Annotated in this window: 7 protein-coding genes; 4 read left to right on the top strand and 3 right to left on the bottom strand. The window is 69.8% G+C overall.

All coding sequences use genetic code 11. The features are described from left to right. Positions 1 to 58: 58 nt before the first annotated feature. The 3 genes from CEK66_RS01115 to CEK66_RS01105 form a co-directional block, all read right to left on the bottom strand. Positions 59 to 1,345, bottom strand: coding sequence for an AGE family epimerase/isomerase (locus CEK66_RS01115; RefSeq protein WP_152235662.1), 1,287 nt, complete (start codon positions 1,343 to 1,345; stop codon positions 59 to 61). A 93-nt stretch (positions 1,346 to 1,438) separates the two neighbouring features. After that, a complete protein-coding gene (locus CEK66_RS01110; protein WP_017911893.1) occupies positions 1,439 to 2,743 on the bottom strand; it encodes a sugar MFS transporter in 1,305 nt (434 codons plus the stop codon). Beyond that, positions 2,740 to 3,789 carry a LacI family DNA-binding transcriptional regulator gene (locus CEK66_RS01105; protein WP_150410424.1) on the bottom strand — a complete coding sequence of 350 codons (1,050 nt, stop codon included), beginning with the start codon at positions 3,787 to 3,789 and terminating at the stop codon, positions 2,740 to 2,742. Before CEK66_RS01105 ends, CEK66_RS01110 begins: the two co-directional genes overlap by 4 nt. 131 nt (positions 3,790 to 3,920) lie before the next feature. Here CEK66_RS01105 and CEK66_RS01100 point away from each other — a divergent pair, with 131 nt between their 5' ends. The 4 genes from CEK66_RS01100 (at position 3,921) to glgB (ending at position 16,100) form a co-directional block, all read left to right on the top strand. Beyond that, positions 3,921 to 6,269 (top strand): GH92 family glycosyl hydrolase, encoded by a 2,349-nt coding sequence (locus tag CEK66_RS01100; protein WP_152235661.1) that lies wholly within the window; start codon positions 3,921 to 3,923, stop codon positions 6,267 to 6,269. A gap of 1,199 nt (positions 6,270 to 7,468) precedes the next feature. Further along, positions 7,469 to 10,570: a maltotransferase domain-containing protein gene (locus tag CEK66_RS01095; RefSeq protein WP_226978453.1), complete on the top strand. Its 3,102-nt coding sequence runs from the start codon at positions 7,469 to 7,471 to the stop codon at positions 10,568 to 10,570. Next, complete coding sequence (treS, locus tag CEK66_RS01090) at positions 10,567 to 13,920, top strand: maltose alpha-D-glucosyltransferase (protein WP_152235659.1); 3,354 nt, start codon at positions 10,567 to 10,569, stop codon at positions 13,918 to 13,920. Before CEK66_RS01095 ends, treS begins: the two co-directional genes overlap by 4 nt. Continuing rightward, positions 13,917 to 16,100 (top strand): 1,4-alpha-glucan branching protein GlgB, encoded by a 2,184-nt coding sequence (gene glgB / locus CEK66_RS01085; RefSeq protein ID WP_152235658.1) that lies wholly within the window; start codon positions 13,917 to 13,919, stop codon positions 16,098 to 16,100. Before treS ends, glgB begins: the two co-directional genes overlap by 4 nt. Positions 16,101 to 16,137 lie beyond the last annotated feature (37 nt).

Below are 16,137 nucleotides of genomic sequence, written 5' to 3'. Positions count from 1 at the left end.
TAGTGAAGCCTCGTCGCGACTGAAGTCCGCTCCCGCAGTGCATCTCCGCGCTATTCGCCTACGCGAACGCCTTGCTGCCGCGCATCACCGCCAGCACGTCGTGGCAGGCGCCCATGGTGTGGTAGTCGGTCTTGCCGGCCGGGCTCTTCTCATCGCTGTAGCTGCGGTTGTCGCGGCTGAGGATGCGGAACCAGGCGCCGTAGCGGTGGTCGACCAGGTGCTCCCAGGAGTACGCCCACAGCGTGTCGTAGGCGTTGCGATACGCGGCATCGCCGGTGGCGGCCAGCAGCCGCGAGGCCGCGGCGATGGCTTCGGCCTGCACCCAGAAGTACTTGTCGTCGTCGCAGAAGTAGGTCGGCGCCGCGGCCACGTCGGGCACGCCGACCACCGGCGCCTGTTCGGTGCCGGAGGCGAAGCCGTAGACGATGCCGCCATGCTGCGCGTCCCAGCCGTGCGCCAGGGCGGTGTCGAACAGGTGCCGCGCGGTCGGCAGCAGCCACGCCGGCGCGGTGCCGGTGGACGCCTGCAGGTGCCCGTGCAGCAGCACCAGCAGCTTGGACCACTCGACCTGGTGGCCGGGCTGGAAGCCCCACGGCCGGAACAGGTGCTTGGGGTTGTCGCGGTTGTAGTCCCAGTCCACCTGCCAGTCGGCGTCGTAGTGCTCCCACACCAGGCCGCCGGCCAGCGCCGCCTGGCGGCGGGTGATGTGGTCGGCCAGCAGCAGCGCGCGCTGCAGGTAGCGCGGCTCGGCGCTGGCCTCGTAGGCGGCGATCAGCGCTTCGCACAGGTGCATGTTGGCGTTCTGGCCGCGGTAGCTGGAGAACGTCCACTCGGGTGTGGCCTCGTCGCGGTAAAGGCCGGCGGCGGCATCCCAATAGCGGGTTTCCAGCAGTTGCCAGGTCTCGTCCATCCACGCGTCGGTGTCCAGGCCGGCCTTCTTCGCGGTGGCGTAGGCCAGCAGCACGAAGGCGGCGCCGTAGGCGTGCTGGGTGCGGTCCTCGGCCACGCCGTCGCGCAGGGTCCACACGTAGCCGCCGCTGGCGGTATCGCGGTGCACCTCGCGCAGGTAGCGCAGGCCGTGGCGCGCGGCGTCCAGGTACTCGGCGGCCAGCGCCGAGTCGGCGAACTCGATCGCGGCCATCGCGTAGTTGAAGACGAAGCGGGTGCTGCTGACCAGGTGGCGATGGCCGGCGTCGTACACGCTGCCGTCGTCGCGGAAGTAGTGGAAGAAGCCGCCCGCCGGGTCGAGCGCGCGCGGGTGGTAGAAGGCCATGGTGTCGGCGATGTGCGCGCGCAGGACGGCGGCGTCGGCGAAGTCGGGCAGGGGCGTGGCGGGCAGGTTCATGCGGTTGGCTGGCGAGCTGGGTGAGGGAGGGGAAGGCAGTGGTGCGCGGCGGCGGCGTGTGCGCCGCCGCCGCATCGGGAACGGATCAGCGGATCAGTGCATCACGCGCGCGGTCGGCGCGGTGGTTGGCGCCGCCGCCGCCAGTTCCGGCGACAGGCGCGAACCGCGCAGGCCGTACCAGACGATGTAGGCGTAGCACAGCAGCGGAATCACGAAGGCGTGCTGGATGCCGATGGCGTCGGCCAGCGCACCCTGCGCCAGCGGCACCAGAGCGCCACCGACGATGCCCATGATCAGCAGACTGGAGGCCTTGCTGGTGAGCACGCCCAGGCGCTCGATGGCCACGGTGAAGATGGTCGGGAACATGATCGAGTTGAACAGGCCGATCGCGATCACGCTCCACATCGCCACATGGCCGGTGCTGAGCATGGTGGCGATCAGCAGCAGCGAGGCGATGCCGGCGAAGGTCGCCAGCAGCTTGCGGGCCGGGACGAACTGCAGCAGCGCGGCGCCGGCGAAGCGGCCGACCATCGCGCCGCCCCAGTAGAACGGCAGATAGTGGCTGGCAGCGGCTTCGGTCAGGCCACCGGTGGTGGGGCCGGAGATGTAGTTGATCAGGAAGCTGCCGATCGACACTTCCGCACCCACGTACATGAAGATCGCCACCACGCCCCACAGCAGATGCGGGTGGCGCAGCGCGTCGGCGAAGCGGTGATGCGATTCGGCGCTGGCGTCGTTGTCCTCACGCAGCGACGGTACCCGCATCACCAGCACGAACACCGCCAGCAGCAGCAGGCCGCCGGCCAGCATCAGGTAGGGGATCTCCACCGAGCGCGCCTGCTCGATGCGATAGGCGGACAACTGCTCGGGGTTCATCGCCGCCAGCTGGTCGGCACCGAGCACCGCGCCGGCCAGGATCAGCGGGCCGATCAGCCACGGGAATACGGTGGTGCCCAGCGAGTTCAGCGCCTGGGCGAAGTTGAGCCGGCTCGGCGCCTTCTCCGGGGCGCCGATCAGGCTGATGTACGGATTGGCCGCCACCTGCAGCAGGGTGATGCCGCTGGCCAGCACGAACAGCGCGGTCAGGAACAGCGGATAGGAGGGCAGGCGCGCGGCCGGGTAGAACATCGCCGCGCCGATCGCCGCCACCACCAGGCCGATGACGATGCTGGCTTTGTAGCCGACCCGCGACACCACCGCGCCGGCCGGCACCGACATCAGGAAGTAGGCGCCGAAGAAGGTGAACTGGATCAGCATCGACTGCGCGTAGTTCATCTGGAACACGGCTTTCAGATGCGGGATCAACACGTCGTTGAGGCTGGTCAGGCCGCCCCAGGTGAAGAAGATCATGCTGACCACCGCGATGGCGGCGGTGTTGGACAGCGGGCGACGGCTCATGCAGCGACTCCGGGAACGGGCGAGAGGGCGACCCGGCTGCTGGCGCGCAGGCACAGCCGGGCGGGGGCGATGGTAAGCGCAGGCAGGGCCTGGCGGTGGCGCAGCGCGTCCAGCACCAGGCGCGCGGCCTGCATGCCGCGCTCGCGCGGGGCGACGGCGACGGTGGACAGCGGCGGGGTGGCGACGGCGGCCTCGGGAATGTCGTCGAAGCCGATCAGCGCGTAGTCGCGGCCGGCGATGCGGCCACGTTCGGCCAGGCCGCTGGCCAGGCCCAGCGCGACCACGTCGTTGTAGCAGACCAGTGCGGTCGGCAGCGGGTCGCGCGCGCACAGCGCGCCGGCCTGGCGCGCGGCTTCCAGCCGGGTCGGCGCGCATTCGATCAGCCACGCCGGGTCGACCGCGATGCCGGCGGCGGCCAGCGCCTCGCGGTAGCCGGCGCGGCGCTCGGCGCAGGAACTGGACTGGCGGTGGCCGCCGAAGAAGGCGATGGCACGGTGGCCCTGCGCCAGCAGGTGTTCGGTGGCCAGGCGCGCGCCACGACGGTTGTCCAGCGCCAGCAGCGGCCAATCGCCGTCCAGCGCGCGGTTGAACAGCAGCACCGGCAGGCGCGGCCCCAGCAACTGGCGCAACCGCGCCGCGTCGGTGTTCTCGGTGGGCGAGAGGATCATCGCCGCCGGGTGGTGTTCGATCAGCGAGGCCAGCACGGTCTGCTGGCGCTCCGGCGATTCGCCGGTGCTGCCCATCAGCATCACGTAGCCGGCCTCGGCCAGCGCCGCGTCCACGCCGCCAGCGAACTCGGCGAAGAACGGATTGGCCAGGTCGTTGACCACCAGCGCCACCGCATTGGACGCGCGGCCGCGCAGGCTGGCCGCGCCGCGGTGGTAGACATAGCCCTGGCGGGCGATCTCCGCCGCCACCCGCGCGCGCGTGTCCGCATGCACCAGCGGGCTGTTGCGCAGCACCAGCGACACGGTCGCCCGCGACACGCCGCAGGCGGCGGCGATGTCGGACACGGTGACGCGTTTGTCGGCGGGAGACGGCGCCACGGCGGATTAGACCGGTTCAAAAGGTCGCTCATCCTGCGCCGTCGTGATCCGATCCGCATTTTGCAGTGCAGCAAGGCATTGCGGTGGCTTTGTGCTATCCGTTTGGATCGATTCGATACGGGGAGCCTGCCATGCGCAGCTCGAGGACGCTGGGCGGCGTTGCCGCGCTGCTGCTGGCCGCGCTGTGGCCGATCGCATCCGCCGTCGCAGCGGCGGGCGGTGATGCCGGCGAACGTGCGGTGGCCGCGGTGGACCCCTTCATCGGCACCGGCGGCGAGGGCCACACCTATCCTGGCGCCACCGTGCCGTTCGGCATGGTCCAACTGAGCCCGGACACGCGCATCCAGCCGCGCAAGGACGCCTATGGCTGGGCGGCGGGCTACCGCTACGACGACCGCAGCCTGGTCGGCTTCTCGCATACGCACTTCTCCGGCACCGGCCACTCCGACCTGGGCGACGTGCTGCTGATGCCGATCAGCGGCGCGGTGCGGCTGGAGCGTGGCGACCCGGACAAGCCCGGCAGCGGCTACAGCGCGCGTTTCCGCCACGACGACGAGCGCGCCGAACCGGGTTACTACGCGGTGACCCTGGACGACAAGGTGCGCGCCGAACTCACCGCCAGCGCCCGCGTCGGCGTGCACCGCTACACCTACCCGGCCGGCCAGCCGGCGCACGTGCTGCTGGACCTGCGCACCAGCCTGTACGACTACCCCGGCAAGATCAGCTGGTCGCGGCTGCGCCTGCGCGCCGACGGCACCGTCACCGGCTTCCGCGAGACCCGCGGCTGGGCGCCGGGGCGGCAGCTGTACTTCGCCCTGCGCTTCTCGCAGCCGCTGCGCGGCCATGCCTTCCACAACACCGAGCAGGACATCCCCTACAAGGGCTTCCCGCCGCCGGGCGACAACGACCCCACCCAGCGCGCGCAGATCGAAGGCCGGCAACTGGTGGGCTCGTTCGACTTCGGCGACGCCCTGCGCGGGCCGCTGCTGGTCAAGGTGGCGATCTCGCCGGTCAGCGAGGACAGCGCCATCGCCAATCTCGACGCCGAAGTGCCGGGCTGGGATTTCGACGGCGTGCGCCGCGCGGCACGCGCGCAATGGGCGCAGGCGCTGGGCGCGGTGGAGGTGGACGCGCCGCCTGCGCAGCGCACCCAGTTCTACACCGCGCTGTACCACAGCCTGCTCGGCCCGACCCTGTTCATGGACAGCGACGGCCGCTATCGCGGGCCGGACAACGCCGTGCACCAGGCGCAGGGCTACACCCACTATTCGACGTTCTCGCTGTGGGATACCTACCGCGCGCTGCACCCGCTGCTGACCATCGTGCAGCCACCGCAACGCACCAACGACATCGTCAACTCGCTGCTCGCGCACCAGCGCGAAAGTCCCTACGGTGTGCTGCCGGTGTGGGCGTTCCATGGTCTGGAGACCTGGTGCATGATCGGCTACCACGCGGTGCCGGTGATCGCCGACGCGTACATGAAGGGCATCCGCGGCTACGACACCGACGCCGCGCTCAAGGCCATGGTGGCCAGCGCCAACTACGGCCCCTACGACGGCATCGCCCAGTACCGCGAACTCGGCTATGTGCCGATCGACGAGGAAGGCGAGGCCGCCTCCAAGACCCTGGAATACGCCTTCGACGACTGGACCATCGCGCGCATGGCGCAGGACATGGGCCGCAGCGAGATCGCCGCCACCTTCGCCAAGCGTGCCGGCAACTGGCGCAACGCCTTCGACCCGGACACCGGCTTCATGCGCGCGCGCAAGCGCAACGGCGCCTTCCGCACTCCGTTCGATCCGGACGCCAGCGGCTACGGCACCGACTACACCGAAGGCAACGCCTGGCAGTACTCCTGGTACGTGCCGCAGGACGTGGCCGGCCTGGCCCGTGCGCACGGTGGCGACGACGAGCTGCTGGCGCGGCTGGACCAGGTGTTCGACGCCAAGGTCGATCCCAAGGTGTTCGCGCACATGGAGGACATCACCGGGTTGATCGGCTGGTATGCGCATGGCAACGAACCCAGCCATCATGTCGCCTATCTGTATGCCTACGCGGGGCAGCCGTGGCGCACCCAGGCGCGGCTGCAGCAGATCATGCGCAGCCAGTACGCCGCGCGCCCGGACGGCCTGGCCGGCAACGACGACATGGGGCAGATGTCGGCGTGGTACGTGTTCACCGCGCTGGGCTTCTACCCGGTGGCGCCGGGCAGCAACCAGTACATCCTCGGTCGCCCGTTCCTGCCGCGCGCCACCCTGGCGCTGCCCAACGGCAAGCGCTTCACGGTGATCGCCGACGGCCTGGACGAGGCGCATCCCTATGTCGGCGGCGTCACCCTCAACGGACGTCCCTTGAATCGCGCGTTCCTGCGCCACGAGGAACTGATGGCCGGCGGCGAACTGCGCTTCACCTTGCAGGCCACACCCAACACCGCCTGGGCAGCGGCGGGTGCCGAGCGCGCCTATTCGATGAGCGAGTGAAGGGCGCTCCACCTATTCCGGGAGATGTTCCGTAAGAGCGGCTTCAGCCGCGACGGGGCATTCCCGGTCGAGCTCTGTCGGCTGAAGCCGCCCCACAGGGGCTTGCGGCGAGCCCGCCCGGTGCACTGTGGGAGGGACTTCAGTCCCGACGCATTGGGCGATCGGAAAACGCACATCACGTCGCGTGTCGCGGCGGCATGACAGTCGACCCCGCATGGATTTACGGCGAGCCTGCAGGGTGCATTGTGGGAGGGGCTTCAGGCCCGACCGCTGTAGCAGTCGGTCATTGGATGGCTTCACTGGTCGCGACTGAAGGCGCTCCCACAGGGGCTTACGGCGAGCCTGCCCGGTGCAATGTGGGAGTGACTTCAGTCCCGACGCATTGGGCGATCGGAAAACGCACATCACGTCGCGTGTCGCGGCTGCATGACAGTTGATCCCCGCGTGGGTTTACGGCGAGCCTGCCTGGTGCAATGTGGGAGGGGCTTCAGTCCCGACTGCTGTAGCAATCGGTCATTGGATGGCTTCACTCGTCGCGACTGAAGTCGCTCCCACAGGGGCTTACGGCGAGCCCGCCCGGTGCACTGTGGGAGGGACTTCAGTCCCGACGCATTGCTGCATCGGAAAGCACATCACTTCGCGCGTCGCGGCGTCATGAAAGTTGGGTTCCAGGGGCCAGCGGCGTTCGGCTGGAGTGTAGTGGCAGTAAGTTCGTAGATGCGTTGAAGCCGCTCCGACGTGAGTCTGCACCTGGAAGACGACCGAGGCCTCTGCGCCACACTGCGGCCTCGTGCGCGACGCAAGCGCGAGCGTCAGCATCACGTGAATTCGGCATGGCCCGCATTGCGTATGGCGTCGCGCAGCGTGCGCCGCCACACCCTGTCATAGCGCGTCGCATCACATGCACGCGCATTTAATGTCATCCACACATTCCATTTGCGGCGTTCGTGGTCTTGTAGCGCGGCTGCATCGCATCGCGCGGACCGGGTGCGCCGTCGCCGTCGCCATCCCTGGAAGCGCGACCGCGTGCAGGCGCATCCCGGTCCGACGCCCTTGCCATGCGACGGCGCAGTCCGCGCTGCCGGCAACGGTGCGCAGAGGCGACGTGTCCTTCTCATTCGTCGAACGGGATCTTCCGAATGCATGTCTGCCTGCTGTCTCTCTCTCCCCCTCACGATGCGGCCGCGCTGGACACGGCCATGGCGGCGGCACAGGCACAGGGCTGCGATCACATCGTCTTGCCCAATCCGTTCGCACAGGATGCGCAGGGCCGTCTGCACGACCCCGCAGCCGACGACGCGGCGGGCCAGACACAGTTGCGCCACTGGCTGCAGCGGGCCGAGCAGCATGGCCTGCGCGTGCTGCTGGACCTGCGCATCGACGAGATCGGCGGCGGCAGCCGCCTGCTGCAGGAACATCCGCACTGGTTCCGCGCACGCAGCTCGGCGCTGCCGGATCCGCGCGCCGAGCGCGCCGCGCCGGACATCGCAGTGGGCCGTTTCGCCTCCGCCGAAGAAGGGGCTGGACTGGCACAGTGGTGGAGCGCGCGGCTGCTCGACTGGGTGCGCAGCGGCGTGGCCGGCTTCCGCGTGCTGCAGCCAGACCGCATTCCGGCGCCATTGTGGCGCACTCTGATCGACGGGGTCCACGCACATGCGCCGCAGGCGCGGCTGCTGGCGTGGACGCCCGGCTTGGGCCTGGACGCCTTGCGCGGCTTGGCAGGCGCCGGCTTCGATGCCGCGTTCTCGTCGCTGGCCTGGTGGGACGGCCGCGGCGACTGGTTCTTCGATGAGGACAGCGCCCTGCGTGCGCTGGCGCGCTGCGTGGTCGCCACCGTCGATGCCGAGGCGGCCTCGGATACGCCACTGCCCTTGCCACGCGCGCAGCGGCAGCGCCTGGCCGCCGCGTTCGGTGGGGCCTGGGCGATCGCCGCGCAGGACACACCGACGGAACACGGGCAGCCCACGTCTGCGCAGCACGGATCCTCCGAGAGCGATGCGTCCACGCCGGCTGCATCGCTGCCCGACGCCACCGCGTCGCTGCGCCTGCGCCCGCTGCTGCGCGACGGCGCGCTCACCGCGGTGGCGGTGGAACCGCTGGACGCTGCGCCATGGCTGGTGCTGCTCAACAGCGACCGCGACCACCTGCTCCCGGTGCCGGGGCCGGCGCTGCTGCGCCTGCTCGGCGACAGCGAAGGTTTGCTCAGCGACCACGGCGAGCCGATCCAGGGCGAGCAAGGCGGCACCCTGGAAGCGGGCGAGGTACGCATCTATCGAAGCCTGCCGGCGCGCCCGGTGCTGACCGCCGCGCGCGCACGCACACCGGCCGAGGTCGCCGCCGGCGAGGCGCGGGTGTGCATCGAGGCGGTGACGCCGTCGGTGGACGACGGGCGCTTCCCGGTCAAACGCACGGTCGGCGACCGCGTCTGCGTGGAAGCCGATGCGTTCTGCGATGGCCACGACCGCATCGCCGTGGCGTTGTTGTGGCGCGCCGCCGATGCACGTACCTGGTCCAGCGCGCCGATGCGTGCCCTAGGCAACGACCGCTGGCGCGGCGAATTCCCGCTGCAGCGGCTGGGCCGCTATGAGTTCCGCATCGAGGCCTGGCGCGATGTGTACGCCACCACCCACGCCGATCTGGAAAAGAAGCGCGCCGCCGGCACCCTGCTGCCGGTGGACGTGCAGGAGGCGCTGGCCCAGGTCGAAGCGGCGCGCGGGCGCAGCCGCGGCGCGCTGGCCACGCGGCTGAAGGCCATCGCCACCCGCATCGCCCGCACCGACGACCTGGCCCAGAAGGCGCAACTGCTGCTCGAACCCGACACCGCCGACGCGATGGCGCGCGCCGACGCCAAGCCGTTCCGCACCGAATACCCGATGACCTTCCGGGTCGAGGCCGAACGCCGCGCCGCGCACTTCGCCAGTTGGTACGAACTGTTCCCGCGCTCGCAGAGCGGCGATCCGCAGCGCCACGGCACCTTCGACGACGTGATCGCGCGGCTGCCGCACATTCAGGCGATGGGCTTCGACGTGCTGTACATGCCGCCGATCCATCCCATTGGCGAGAAGAACCGCAAGGGCCGCAACAACGCCGTGACCGCCGAGCCGGGCGAACCCGGCAGCCCGTATGCGATCGGCTCGGCCGAAGGTGGGCATACCGAGGTGCATCCCGAGCTGGGCGGGCTCGACGGTTTTCGCCGCCTGCGTGCCGCCGCGGCCGAGCACGGCCTGGAACTGGCCCTGGATTTCGCCATCCAGTGCGCGCCGGACCATCCGTGGCTGCGCGACCACCCGGACTGGTTCACCTGGCGCGCCGACGGTTCCATCCCGTACGCGGAAAACCCGCCGAAGAAGTACCAGGACATCGTCAACGTCGACTTCTACGCCAGCGGCGCAGTGCCGGCGCTGTGGAACGCGCTGCGCGATGCGGTGCTGTTCTGGGTCAACGAGGGCGTCACCCTGTTCCGCGTCGACAACCCGCACACCAAGCCGTTCCCGTTCTGGGAATGGCTGATCGCCGAAGTGCGCGGGCGCCACCCGGACGTGGTGTTCCTGTCCGAGGCCTTCACCCGGCCCAAGCCGATGTACCGGCTGGCCAAGGTCGGCTTCTCGCAGTCCTATACCTATTTCACCTGGCGCCAGCACAAGGCCGAGCTGCAGGCCTATATCGAGGAACTCAACAGCGGCGCGCCCAGCGAGTGCTTCCGCCCGCACTTCTTCGTCAACACGCCGGACATCAATCCGCTGTTCCTGCAGCACAGCGGGCGCAGCGGGCACCTGATCCGCGCCGCGCTGGCGACCACGCTGTCCGGGCTGTGGGGCATGTACCAGGGCTTCGAACTGTGCGAAGCCACGCCGCTGCCGGGCAAGGAGGAGTACCTCGACTCGGAGAAGTACCAGTTGCGCGTGTGGCCGGAGCGCGCACCGGGCGACATCGTCGAGGAGATCACCCGCCTCAACCTGCTGCGCCGCCAGCATCCGGAGCTGCAGTCGCACCTGGGCACGCGCTTCTACGTCGCGCACAACGAGCAGGTGCTGTACTTCGGCAAGTTCCTCGACGCCGCGCATCTGACGCGCGGGCGCAGCCTGGTGCTGGTGGCGGTGAGCCTGGATCCGCATGCGGCGCAGAACGCGCAGATCGAGGTGCCGCTGTGGGAACTGGGCCTGCCCGACCATGCCAGCGTCGCCGTGCGCGACCTGTGGGACGGCCACGACTTCACCTGGTACGGCAAGACCCAACACATCCGCCTCGATCCGTCGCGGCCGTTCTCCCTGTGGCGCATCCGCGCCGGAGTTCCTGCATGAATGTCGCCGCGCCGTCGTCCCCCCAACTCGAGCCGCGCGCACCGGCCGGCGATGCGCGCTGGTACAAGGACGCGATCATCTACCAGGTGCACGTCAAGTCGTTCTTCGACTCCAACGACGACGGCATCGGCGACTTCCCCGGGCTGATCTCCAAGCTCGACTACATCGCCGACCTGGGCGTGGACACGATCTGGCTGCTGCCGTTCTACCCCAGCCCGCGCCGCGACGACGGCTACGACATCGCCGAGTACATGGCGGTGCATCCGGACTACGGCAGCATCGCCGACTTCCAGCGCTTCGTGGAGCAGGCGCACGCGCGCGGAATCCGCATCGTCACCGAACTGGTGATCAACCACACCTCCGACCAGCACCCCTGGTTCCAGCGTGCGCGCATGGCTCCGGCCGGCTCGCCGGAGCGCGCGTTCTACGTGTGGTCCGACAGCGACCAGGACTATGCCGGCACCCGCATCATCTTCTGCGACACCGAGAAGTCCAACTGGACCTGGGATCCGGAGGCCGGCCAGTACTTCTGGCACCGCTTCTATTCGCACCAGCCGGATCTGAACTTCGACAACCCGGCCGTGCTGGAAGCGGTGCTGGAAGTGATGCGCTTCTGGCTGGACCTGGGCGTGGACGGACTGCGCCTGGACGCGGTGCCGTACCTGATCGAACGCGACGGTACTTCCAACGAGAACCTGCCCGAGACCCACGCCATCCTGCGCCGCATCCGCGCCACGCTCGATGCCGAATACCCCGACCGCATGCTGCTGGCCGAGGCCAACATGTGGCCGGAAGACACCCAGCAGTACTTCGGCGAGAACGCCGACGAATGCCACATGGCGTTCCACTTCCCGCTGATGCCGCGCATGTACATGGCGATCGCGCGCGAGGACCGCTTCCCCATCACCGACATCATGCGCCAGACCCCGGAGATCCCGGAGAGCTGCCAGTGGGCGATCTTCCTGCGCAACCACGACGAGCTGACCCTGGAGATGGTCACCGACTCCGAGCGCGACTACCTGTGGCAGACCTACGCCGCCGACCGCCGCGCGCGCATCAATCTCGGCATCCGCCGTCGCCTGGCGCCGCTGCTGGAGCGCGACCGCCGCCGCATCGAGCTGATGACCTCGCTGCTGCTGACCATGCCCGGCACGCCGGTGCTGTACTACGGCGACGAGATCGGCATGGGCGACAACATCCATCTCGGCGACCGCGACGGCGTACGCACGCCGATGCAATGGTCGATCGACCGCAACGGTGGCTTCTCGCGCGCCGATCCCGCCGCGCTGGTGCTGCCGCCGATCATGGACCCGCTGTACGGCTTCCAGGCGGTCAACGTGGAAGCGCAGCAGCGCGACCAGTACTCGCTGCTGACCTGGACCCGCCGCGTGCTGTCGGTGCGCAAGCGCTACCGCGCCTTCGGCCGCGGTGCGCTGCGCTTCCTGTATCCCGGCAACCGCCGCCTGCTCGCCTACCTGCGCTGCCACGAGGACGAGACCGTGCTTTGCGTGGCCAACCTCTCGCACACGCTGCAGGCGGTGGAACTGGACCTGTCCGAGTTCGAGGGCCGGGTGCCGGTGGACATCCTCGGCGGCGGCAGCTTCCCGCCGATCGGGCGCCTGACCTACCTGCTCACCGTGCCGGCGTTCGGCTTCTACGCCTTCCAACTGGTCGGCAACGCCACGCTGCCGGACTGGCATGTGCCGGCGCCGGTACCGCTGCCCGACTACCAGACCCTGGTGCTGCGCAACGGAACCGACAGCGCCGGCCTGCAGCCGCACCTGCCGACGCTGGAGCGCGACATCCTGCCGGCGTGGCTGTCCACCCGGCGCTGGTTCGCGGCCAAGGACCGCGCGCTGCGCAGCGTGCGCATCGCACGGCGCACGCCGCTGTCCGGCGGCGACGGCCTGACCCTGCTGGAGATCGAGGCGGAGCTGGACGACAGCGCCCACGAGCGCTACATCTTGCCGCTGGGCATCGTCTGGGAACGCGAGCAGCCGAGCGTGCTGGCCGAACAGTTGGCGCTGGCGCGCGTGCGCCACGGCCGCGAGGTGGGCTACCTGACCGATGCCTTCGCGCTGAAGCCCTTCACCCTGAGCATGCTCGCCGCGCTGCGCGACAAGGCGGAGTTGCGCGTGGACGGCGAGGCCGGCGCCGAGGCGACGGCAGAGCGCATCCGCTTCTGCCCGACACCGGCGCTGCAGCGCGTGGACATCCCCGCCGATCTGGAGATTCGCTGGCTGTCGGCGGAGCAGAGCAACAGCTCACTGATCGTCGGCGACGCGGCGGTGTTCAAGCTGCTGCGGCGCGTGTCGGCCGGCATCAACCCGGAGATCGAGATCGGCGAGCGCCTCACCGCGCTGGGCTATGCCAACGCCGCGCCGCTGCTTGGCCATGTCGCGCGCGTCGAGGCCGACGGCAGCGAGACCACGCTGGCGCTGCTGCAGGGCTTCGTGCGCAACCAGGGCGACGCCTGGCGCTGGACCCTGGATCACCTCGCACGCGGCGCCGAGGAATACGACGCCGCCCAGGACGATGCGGCGCGGCTGGAGAGTGTGGCTGGCTACGACGCCTTCGCCGCCCTGGTCGGCCGGCGCCTGGCCGAACTGCACGCGGTGCTGGCGCAACCCACCGACGCGCCCGCCTTCGCGCCGCAGCCGGTGGACGCGGCCGCCGCGCAGCAGGTGGTGGACGGCGTGGTGCACGAGGTGCAGGCGATGTGGGACACCCTGCTGGCGCATCGCGACGCCAACGACGACCCGGCCGAACACGCCGCGGTGGACAGCCTGCTGGCCGAGCGTGCGCGTTTGGATGCCTGGCTGCAGCAGGCGCCGTCGCTGTTGTCGGGTGCGCTGCTGACCCGCGTGCATGGCGATTTCCACCTCGGCCAGATCCTGGTCGCGTTCGACGACGTGGTGCTGATCGACTTCGAAGGCGAGCCAGCCAAGTCGCTGGACGAACGCCGCGCCAAGGCCAGCCCGCTCCATGACGTGGCCGGTTTCCTGCGCTCGCTCGACTATGCCAGCGAAGTCTCCGCGCGCGGCGAAGAAGGCACCGCGGCGCGTGTGGGCGCGGGTTTGGACACCGCGCAGGAGGCCTACCTGGCCGCGTTCCGCAGCCGCGCCAGCGCCGCGTTCCTGTCGGCCTACCGTGCCGTGCTCGATGCGAGCCCGCATCCGTGGGTGGCGCCGGCTGCGTTCGAGGCCACCACTTTGCTCTTCCTGATCGAGAAGGCCTGCTATGAAATTCGCTACGAGGCCGCCAACCGCCCGGCATGGATCATGGTGCCCATACAGGGACTGTTGCGCATACTCGACCGCTTTCCCGCGCCCCAGGAGTCGATTCGATGAGTGATGCCGTCCACGTCTGGGACGACGCGACGCAACGCGCCTTCGCCACCGCCCGCCACGGCGACCCGTTCGCCGTGCTGGGCGCGCATCGCCTCGGCGAGGCGCGGGTGCTGCGCAGCTACCAGCCGGGCGCCGATGCGGTGCTGGCGGTGCTGGAGGACGGCAGCGAGGTGCCGCTGCAGCAGGGACCGGAAGGCTTCTTCCACGCCGAATTGCCGGGCGAGGGGCGCTACCGCCTGCACATCCGCTGGCCCGGCGGCGAGCAGGACACCGCCGACGCCTACGCCTTCGGCCCACAACTGAGCGACTTCGACCTGCACCTGATCGCCGAAGGCCATCACCTGCACCTGGCCGACGCGCTGGGCGCTAACGTGGTCGAGGTCGACGGCGAACGCGGCACCCGCTTCGCGGTGTGGGCACCGAACGCCTCGCGCGTGGCGGTGATCGGCGACTTCAACAGCTGGGACGCGCGCCGCCACCCGATGCGCCTGCGCCACCAGGCCGGCGTGTGGGAGCTGTTCGTGCCTGGCGTCGACCCCGGCGCCCGCTACAAGTTCGCCCTGCGCGGCCCGCGCGGCGAAGAACTGCCGGCCAAGGCCGACCCGGTCGCGCGCCAGGCGGAACTGGCGCCCGGCACCGCCTCCATCGTCGCCGACCCCACGCCGTTCCAGTGGCGCGACGACGCCTGGATGGCCACGCGCGCGCGCCGCCACGCCCCGCAGGCGCCGATCAGCGTGTACGAGGTGCACGCCGGCTCGTGGATGCACGCCGCCGACGGCAGCCTGCTCGACTGGGACGCGCTGGCCGAGCGGCTGATTCCGTACGTCGCCGACATGGGCTTCACCCACATCGAACTGCTGCCGGTCACCGAGCATCCGTTCGGCGGCTCCTGGGGCTACCAGCCGCTGGGCCTGTTCGCGCCCACCGCGCGCTTCGGCAGCCCCGAGGGCTTCGCCCGCTTCGTCGATCGCTGCCACCGCGAGGACATCGGCGTCATCGTCGACTGGGTGCCGGCGCATTTCCCCACCGACGCGCACGGCCTGGCCCACTTCGACGGCACCGCCCTGTACGAACACGCCGACCCGCGCGAAGGTTTCCACCGCGACTGGAACACCCTCATCTACAACCACGGCCGTCGCGAAGTCTCCGGCTTCCTGATCGCCAGCGCGCTGGAGTTCCTGCAGCGTTACCACGTCGACGGCCTGCGCGTGGACGCCGTCGCCTCCATGCTCTACCGCGACTACAGCCGCAACGCCGGCGAGTGGGTGCCCAACATCCACGGCGGCCGCGAGAACTACGAGAGCATCGCCTTCCTGCGCCGGCTCAACCAGGTGGTGGCCGAGCAGGCACCCGGCGCCATGACCATCGCCGAAGAATCCACCGCCTGGCCCGGCGTCACCGCCGACCTCGCCCATGGCGGCCTGGGTTTCGACTACAAATGGAACATGGGCTGGATGCACGACAGCCTGCACTACATCGAATTGGACCCGATCTACCGCCGCTACCATCACGGCGAGATGACCTTCAGCATGGTCTACGCGTATTCCGAGCGTTTCATGCTGCCCATCTCCCACGACGAAGTGGTGCACGGCAAGCGCTCCCTGCTTGGCCGCATGCCCGGCGACGACTGGCAGCGCTTCGCCAACCTGCGCGCCTACCTCGGCTACATGTACACCCATCCCGGGCGCAAGCTACTGTTCATGGGCTGCGAAATCGCCCAGCCCACCGAGTGGAACCACGACGCCGCGCTGCCCTGGCACCTGCTCGACCAGCCGAACCACCGCGGCATCCAGCGCCTGGTCCGCGACCTCAACCGCCTCTACGCCGAACACCCCGCACTGCACGCCCGCGACGACGAGCCGGAAGGTTTCGCCTGGGTCATCGGCGACGACGCCGGCAACAGCCTGTTCGCCTACCTGCGCAAGGCCCGCAGCGGCGACACCCCGCTGCTGGTGGTGGCCAACCTCACCCCGCAGGTGCACCACGGCTACCGCATCGGCGTCCCCCGCGCCGGCCGCTGGCGCGAACTGCTCAACTCCGACAGCGAGATCTACGGCGGTAGCAACACCGGCAACGGCGGCAGCGTGCGCGCCGAGAATGTCGGCGCGCATGGGCATCCGGCGTCGCTGGCGTTGACCATCCCGCCGCTGGCGGTGCTGGTGCTGGGAGTGGAGGACTAGGAGTCGCAGTTGATCCTATGCGGTACGGCGTGGACGT

This window comes from Xanthomonas sp. LMG 12460 (genome assembly GCF_009192895.1).
GTDB classification, from domain to species: Bacteria; Pseudomonadota; Gammaproteobacteria; order Xanthomonadales; family Xanthomonadaceae; genus Xanthomonas_A; species Xanthomonas_A sontii.
This window is presented reverse-complemented; position numbering and strand designations above follow the sequence as displayed.

What these genes read in the sequence shown, in the direction of transcription:
- CEK66_RS01115 (WP_152235662.1), bottom strand. Translation starts at nt 1,345, where the DNA reads ATGAACCTGCCCGCCACGCCCCTGCCCGACTTCGCCGACGCCGCCGTC.
- CEK66_RS01110 (WP_017911893.1), bottom strand. Translation starts at nt 2,743, where the DNA reads ATGAGCCGTCGCCCGCTGTCCAACACCGCCGCCATCGCGGTGGTCAGC.
- CEK66_RS01100 (WP_152235661.1), top strand. Translation starts at nt 3,921, where the DNA reads ATGCGCAGCTCGAGGACGCTGGGCGGCGTTGCCGCGCTGCTGCTGGCC.
- CEK66_RS01095 (WP_226978453.1), top strand. Translation starts at nt 7,469, where the DNA reads ATGGCGGCGGCACAGGCACAGGGCTGCGATCACATCGTCTTGCCCAAT.
- treS (WP_152235659.1), top strand. Translation starts at nt 10,567, where the DNA reads ATGAATGTCGCCGCGCCGTCGTCCCCCCAACTCGAGCCGCGCGCACCG.
- glgB (WP_152235658.1), top strand. Translation starts at nt 13,917, where the DNA reads ATGAGTGATGCCGTCCACGTCTGGGACGACGCGACGCAACGCGCCTTC.